At 65.7% G+C, this 5,508-nt stretch carries 5 protein-coding genes and 1 pseudogene; 2 read left to right on the top strand and 4 right to left on the bottom strand.

All coding sequences use genetic code 11. From position 1 onward, the window contains the following. From H926_RS0119555 to H926_RS29100, 4 genes and pseudogenes are all read right to left on the bottom strand, one after another. Positions 1-688, bottom strand: a pseudogene (locus H926_RS0119555) (hypothetical protein); the annotation flags it as partial. Next, positions 688-1,101 (bottom strand): GtrA family protein, encoded by a 414-nt coding sequence (locus tag H926_RS0119550; RefSeq protein ID WP_022677790.1) that lies wholly within the window; start codon positions 1,099-1,101, stop codon positions 688-690. The pseudogene H926_RS0119555 and the gene H926_RS0119550, both read right to left, overlap by 1 nt. 53 nt (positions 1,102-1,154) lie before the next feature. Next, positions 1,155-2,753: an NAD(P)/FAD-dependent oxidoreductase gene (locus H926_RS0119545; protein ID WP_022677789.1), complete on the bottom strand. Its 1,599-nt coding sequence runs from the start codon at positions 2,751-2,753 to the stop codon at positions 1,155-1,157. A gap of 144 nt (positions 2,754-2,897) precedes the next feature. Further along, complete coding sequence (locus tag H926_RS29100) at positions 2,898-3,650, bottom strand: PilZ domain-containing protein (RefSeq protein ID WP_237741113.1); 753 nt, start codon at positions 3,648-3,650, stop codon at positions 2,898-2,900. 191 nt (positions 3,651-3,841) lie between these two features. Between H926_RS29100 and rpoZ the strand changes: the two genes are divergently transcribed. Both rpoZ and H926_RS29095 read left to right on the top strand, forming a co-directional pair. Further along, the gene (gene rpoZ / locus H926_RS0119535; protein WP_022677787.1) at positions 3,842-4,186 is read left to right on the top strand and encodes a DNA-directed RNA polymerase subunit omega; all 345 of its coding nucleotides are present in this window, start codon (positions 3,842-3,844) and stop codon (positions 4,184-4,186) included. A gap of 111 nt (positions 4,187-4,297) precedes the next feature. Next, the coding region (locus H926_RS29095) for a helicase-related protein (RefSeq protein ID WP_022677786.1) at positions 4,298-5,508 on the top strand (1,211 nt) is incomplete at its 3' end.

Below are 5,508 nucleotides of genomic sequence, written 5' to 3'. Positions count from 1 at the left end.
ACAGCGCGGCGAGCGGCAGGCCTTCAAGCGAAATCGTCAGCCCGGCAGCCAGCGCCACGCCCATGATCCAGCCACCCCGGCGCGGGTCGCGGGCGTGCAGCCCGGCCACGGCGCCCAGCGCGGCGACGATCTGCCAGCCATGGTGATCGATCCGCAAAGGCTGCATCTGGTGCAGGACAATGCCCGAAAGCCCCACCACGATGCCGGCAGCCAGCGCGGTATCGCGCCCGAACAGGCGATGCGCGGTGTGCATGGCCAGGGCCAGCGTGCACAGCACGGTCAGCGCCGGCACGATCAGCGCGGCGGCAATTTCTGCGTTGGCGGTGCCCAGCAGCGGGCGCAAGGCCAGGATCACCGCCGCCAGCGGCAGATCGACCAGCCGCGACCAGTGCATCAGCACGCCTTCGGGCGCCATGATGCGGTATTGGTGCAGATCGAACCAGGCCTGCCCGCCCAACAGATCGCGCACCTGCACCAGGCGCAGCACATCATCGGGATCGCCCATGTGCATGCCGGGAATATCGCGTGCAAAGATCAGCAGTTGCAGCGCCACGATCAGTGCCCAGATGCCCAGCACCATGCGCCAGGGCAGCAGCGCGCTGGCCGTGGCGCCGGGTGGGGGCGGGGACGAGGTCTGATCGGGAGCAGGGGAAACGCGATCGGCGCGCACCGAAGCCAGCACGGTCATCAGCGAAACACCACCTGCTTGCGCAGCACCCACGTGGCGGCAAAGCTCAACACGATCGCCACGATCTTGGCCGTGCGCGGATCAAGCCCCAGCTGCACCATGCCGCCCACCACCAGCGTAGTGATGGCCAGGCCGACCAGCGCCGATCCCACGAACAGCGCCTGCTGCCGCAGCCGCGCCGGGCCCGATGCGGCGACGTTCTCGGCAAAGACCGCGCGGCTCGACAGCAACCAGTGCGCGGCAATGCCCAGGGCATAGCCCAGCGCCGAGGCCGCCATGGCCGGCATGCCCAGCGCCAGCAGCGCCAGGAAACTGCCGATATCCACCGCCAGCGCCCCCACGCTGGCCAGGATATAGCGCACCAGCGTGTGCTGGCCCAATCGCTGAAACAGGGGCATGATCATCGCCGTCATTGCCGTCCATCGCCTTTCGGCCAAGAATTACCGCACCCGAAACCGTCAGACCATCAGGCGGCGCGGCGATCCGGCGCCGCGGCGATGCGTTCGGGAACCTGGCGCACCGATGCCAGCGCGGCAGCCTGGTCGGGCGTGACCGGGCGGGTGCTGGGCAGGCCCGCGTCCGCGCCTTCGGCCCCGGCCTCGTGATACTCGGCGTCTTCGTTGACGCACCAGGTGTCATAGAGGCGGCGCTCGGCCACGATGTTTTCCACCGTCAGCATCGCGGTCATCATCGCGTGATCCTGGTTGTTGTAGCGGTGCATGCCGTTGCGCCCCACCAGGTGCAGCGTGGGATAGGCCGCTTCCAGTTCGGTCCGCATCGCCGCAACATTGGCGGCATAGCTATCATCATAGACCGGATAGGCCTTTTCCTGGCGCACCACCACGCCGCCGATCACCTGGTCGGGCTGCACCAGGCCCAGGATCTGCATCTCGCGCGTGGCAAGGGCGATCAGGTCAGCATCGCTCGATGCCCACAGATCGTCGCCTTCAAAGCAGAAGTATTCCAGGCCCACGCAGGCCACGCTGTCGTCGGGCACCATTTCGGGCGACCACGAGCGGAAGTTCTGAATGCGGCCAACCTTGACCTTGCTGTCGTGGATATAGATCCAGTTGTCGGGGAACAGGTCTTCCGAGCGGATCTTGAGCGCCACGGTGAGGAAATCGCGGTACTTGAGATCGTTGGCCTCGATCGTGGTCTGCGGCAGCGGATGCATCCGGGCTGCCAGCTCGCGCATCGGGGCCGAGGAAATCGCATGGCGGGCGCGGATCATGGTTTCGCCGCCTTCGGCCGGCGTGGCGCTCAGGCGCCAGCCGCCCTGGCCATCGCTGGCCAGCTGCTTCATCGCGTGGCCCATCAGGATATGGCCGCCCTTGGCGAGGATCTTGTCGCGCGCAGCTTCCCACATCATGCCCGGCCCGAGGCGCGGATAGCGGAAGGTTTCCAAGAGCGTCTTGGTCGCCATGCCATCGTTGGGCTTCTTGTTGAGGCCCAGGCTGCGCTTGAACCCATCGAGCACGGCCGCACCCAACGACAGCCCCTTGATGCGCTGCGCGGCCCAGTCGGCGCTCATCTCGTTGCAGGGCATGCCCCAGACCTTCTCGGTATAGGTCTTGAAGAAGATCGAATAGAGCTTCTGCCCGAACTGGTTGGTGGTCCAATCCTCGAAGCTGCGCACGGTCTTCTTGGGGAAGGCCTTGGCCTTCACATAGCTGGCCATGCACAGGGTGGAGCGCACGATGCCGAGGTTGAACAGCGCCTCAAACGCGCGCAGCGGATAGGAATAGAATTTGCCCTCGTAGTAGATCCGGCTCATCCGCGGGCGCTGGATGAAGTCATCAGGCAGGATCTCGTTCCACAGATCGACCACCGCCTGCGATTTGGAAAAGAAGCGATGGCCGCCGATATCAAAGCGATAGCCTTCGTGTTCCACCGTGCGGCTGATCCCGCCGACATAGCGGGTGTCCTTCTCGATGATCGCCACCGAAAGCCCCTGCTTGGTCAGCAGGTAGCCGGCGGTCAGGCCCGCCGGGCCTGCACCGATGATCGCCACATCGACATCGTACTGACGGCCTTCATCCCCCGAAGTGCCCACCACGTTAACCATCCCATGCCCCCGTCCAAGCGGATTCGCTGATGCCCTCGGGATGAAGGAAAATGGATAAGGGACAGTTAACGTTAAGCAGTTCTTGCCGGATATTGCGGGGGTTTCCCCGATTGGGCACAGCGCGGGACAGGCCCACGCCAGGGCTCAATCGGGCTGGCCCTTGCGGCGCGCGGCCTCGGCCAGGGCCTGGCTCAGCTGCAACGGCGCGGAAATGCGCGCCAGTTCATCCAGCTTGAAGGTCTGTTCGAACACCAGGCCATAGCGCGGGTGGTTGCGCCAGCGCACCTTGGCATAGATCGAGGGCATTACCCCAGTATCCAGGCGCACCAGTTCGTGCACCATCAACCACTTTTCGCATTCGATGCAGGCGCCCTGCTGCGAAATGTCGTGGAACTGCACATGCACGCTTTCGCCGCCGGAATGCAGCACGGCATCAAGCATCAGGCGCAGCCGCACCTGGCGGCGCGGATAGGCGCCGTCGCGCTCGTCGATCAGGCGCTGCACGTCGATTTCCTGCAGGAACTGCAGGCCGGCGTGATCGCCCGTGGTCCACACCAGGCGCGCCGCATGGCGATCGCCATTGCCCAGCTCGATCGCCAGGGTCTGGTGATCGGGAATGGGGGTGAACAGGCGAATCTTGACGCCGGTGGCCGAGGCATCGCGCAGGATGCACAGAAACTCGCCGCCATCGACGATCAGCTTGGCCGCGCGAATCAGCAGCGTGAAACGGGGCGCGGCGCGCATGTCGGCGCCGGCCGATGCGTCAGCACCGGCCGATGGGGCGGCGATGTCTTGCCCGGGTTCTTCGGGCAGATCGTTGCGCTGGGCCACTGCCCTGATCTCCAATTGCGTGCGTTCCCCCTTTGGCCGGGCGCACACGAACCCGGTATTGTTCATCTTATCCACCAAGTCTTGCCCGAGCGTTACCCTTATTTGCGGTATTCGTGCAAAAACACTTTCTTTTCGCAAGGCAACGCGCGCGGCCGGTGACGGTGGGAAACCGCTAGATATGCCAAGTTCCTTGACTTTTCGTCCGCGCCTACCTAGCTGCACCCTTTCCCCGATCATTTCCATTTTTCGGAGTGCCCATGGCGCGCGTTACCGTCGAAGATTGCGTCGACAAGGTTTCCAACCGTTTCGATCTGGTTCTGCTGGCCGCCGAACGCGCCCGCGCGATTTCGGGCGGTGCCGAACTGACCGTCGACCGCGACCGCGACAAGAACCCGGTCGTGGCCCTGCGTGAAATTGCCGAAGAGACGGTGCGCCCCACCATTCTCAAGGAAAACCTCATCCAGTCGCTGCAGCGCGTGCTGCCCGACGACGATGACGAAGTCGATGAAATCGGCTCGCTTTCCCAGTCGGCCGAAGCGCTGCGCATCACGGCTGCGGCGCCGGTGCGCAACACCTCGCTGGGCGCCGATTACGACGCGTAACAAGCCCTGAAATCCGGCTCAGCTGGGTTTCGGCACGATCAAGCAGGGCGCCGGGGATAATTCCACGGCGCCTTCTTGCATGTGCGCCGCACGCCCGCCACATCTGGGGCCATGGCCAACCGCGTGCCCGCCTCTCCGCGAGTGACCTCGTCGGCGAATCGCCCGTCAGGCGGCACGATCAAGGCCGTGCTCGGCCCGACCAACACCGGCAAGACCCATCTCGCGATCGAGCGGCTCTGCGCGCACTCTTCTGGCGCGATCGGCTTTCCGCTGCGCCTGCTCGCACGCGAGGTCTATGACCGGGTCTGCGCGATCAAGGGGCCGGCGCAAGTCGCGCTGATCACCGGCGAGGAGCGAATCGAACCCAAGGGCGCGCGCTGGCTGCTGTGCACCGCCGAAGCCATGCCGGCGCGGCCCGACCTCGCTTTCGTCGCGCTGGACGAGGCGCAGCTTTCCGCCGATCCCGAACGCGGCCATATTTTCACCGATCGCTTGCTGCACGCGCGCGGCCGCGAGGAAACCATGCTGCTGGGCTCCGCCACGCTGGAGCCGATGGTCAAGGTCCTGGTGCCCGAAGCCGAAATCGTCACGCGGCCACGCTTTTCCACGCTCAGCCACGTCGGCGCCAAGAAACTCAGCCGCATTCCCCCGCGCAGCGCGATCGTCGCGTTCTCGGCCGAGCAGGTCTATGTCATGGCCGAAATGCTGCGCCGGTTTCGCGGTGGCGCGGCGGTGGTCATGGGCGCGCTAAGCCCACAGACCCGCAACGCCCAGGTGGCGATGTACCAGTCGGGCGAGGTCGATTACCTCGTGGCGACCGACGCCGTGGGCATGGGCCTCAACCTCGATGTCGAGCATGTCGCCTTTGCTGGCCTGTCGAAATACGACGGCCATCGCCATCGCCGGCTGACCACGGCGGAAATGGCCCAGATCGCCGGGCGCGCCGGACGGCATCACAAGGACGGCACGTTCGGCACGCTGGCCGGCACGGGCGGCCGCGATCCCGAATTTACCGACGAGGAAGTCTATGCCATCGAAGAGCATCGCTTCCCCCCGCTGACCCGCCTGTTCTGGCGTGAGGCGGAGCCGCGCTTCGATACCTTGGCCACGCTCATCGCCGACCTGGAAAGCCCGCCACCGCGCCCCGAACTCGCCACCCCGCCCGAGGCGATCGACCTGGCCGTGCTGCGCCGCCTGGCCGAAGAGCCGGACGTGGCCGCCACGGTGCGGGGCGCGCGCAGCGTCGAACGTTTCTGGCATGTCTGTTCGTTGCCCGATTTCCGCCAGCAGGGCGCGGAAACCCATGCGCGGTTCGTGGCGCG

It is taken from the genome of Novosphingobium sp. B-7 (genome assembly GCF_000410615.1).
GTDB classification, from domain to species: Bacteria; Pseudomonadota; Alphaproteobacteria; order Sphingomonadales; family Sphingomonadaceae; genus Novosphingobium; species Novosphingobium capsulatum.
Note: the sequence above shows the minus strand (reverse complement) of the source record. Positions and strands in the feature narration are given on the sequence as shown.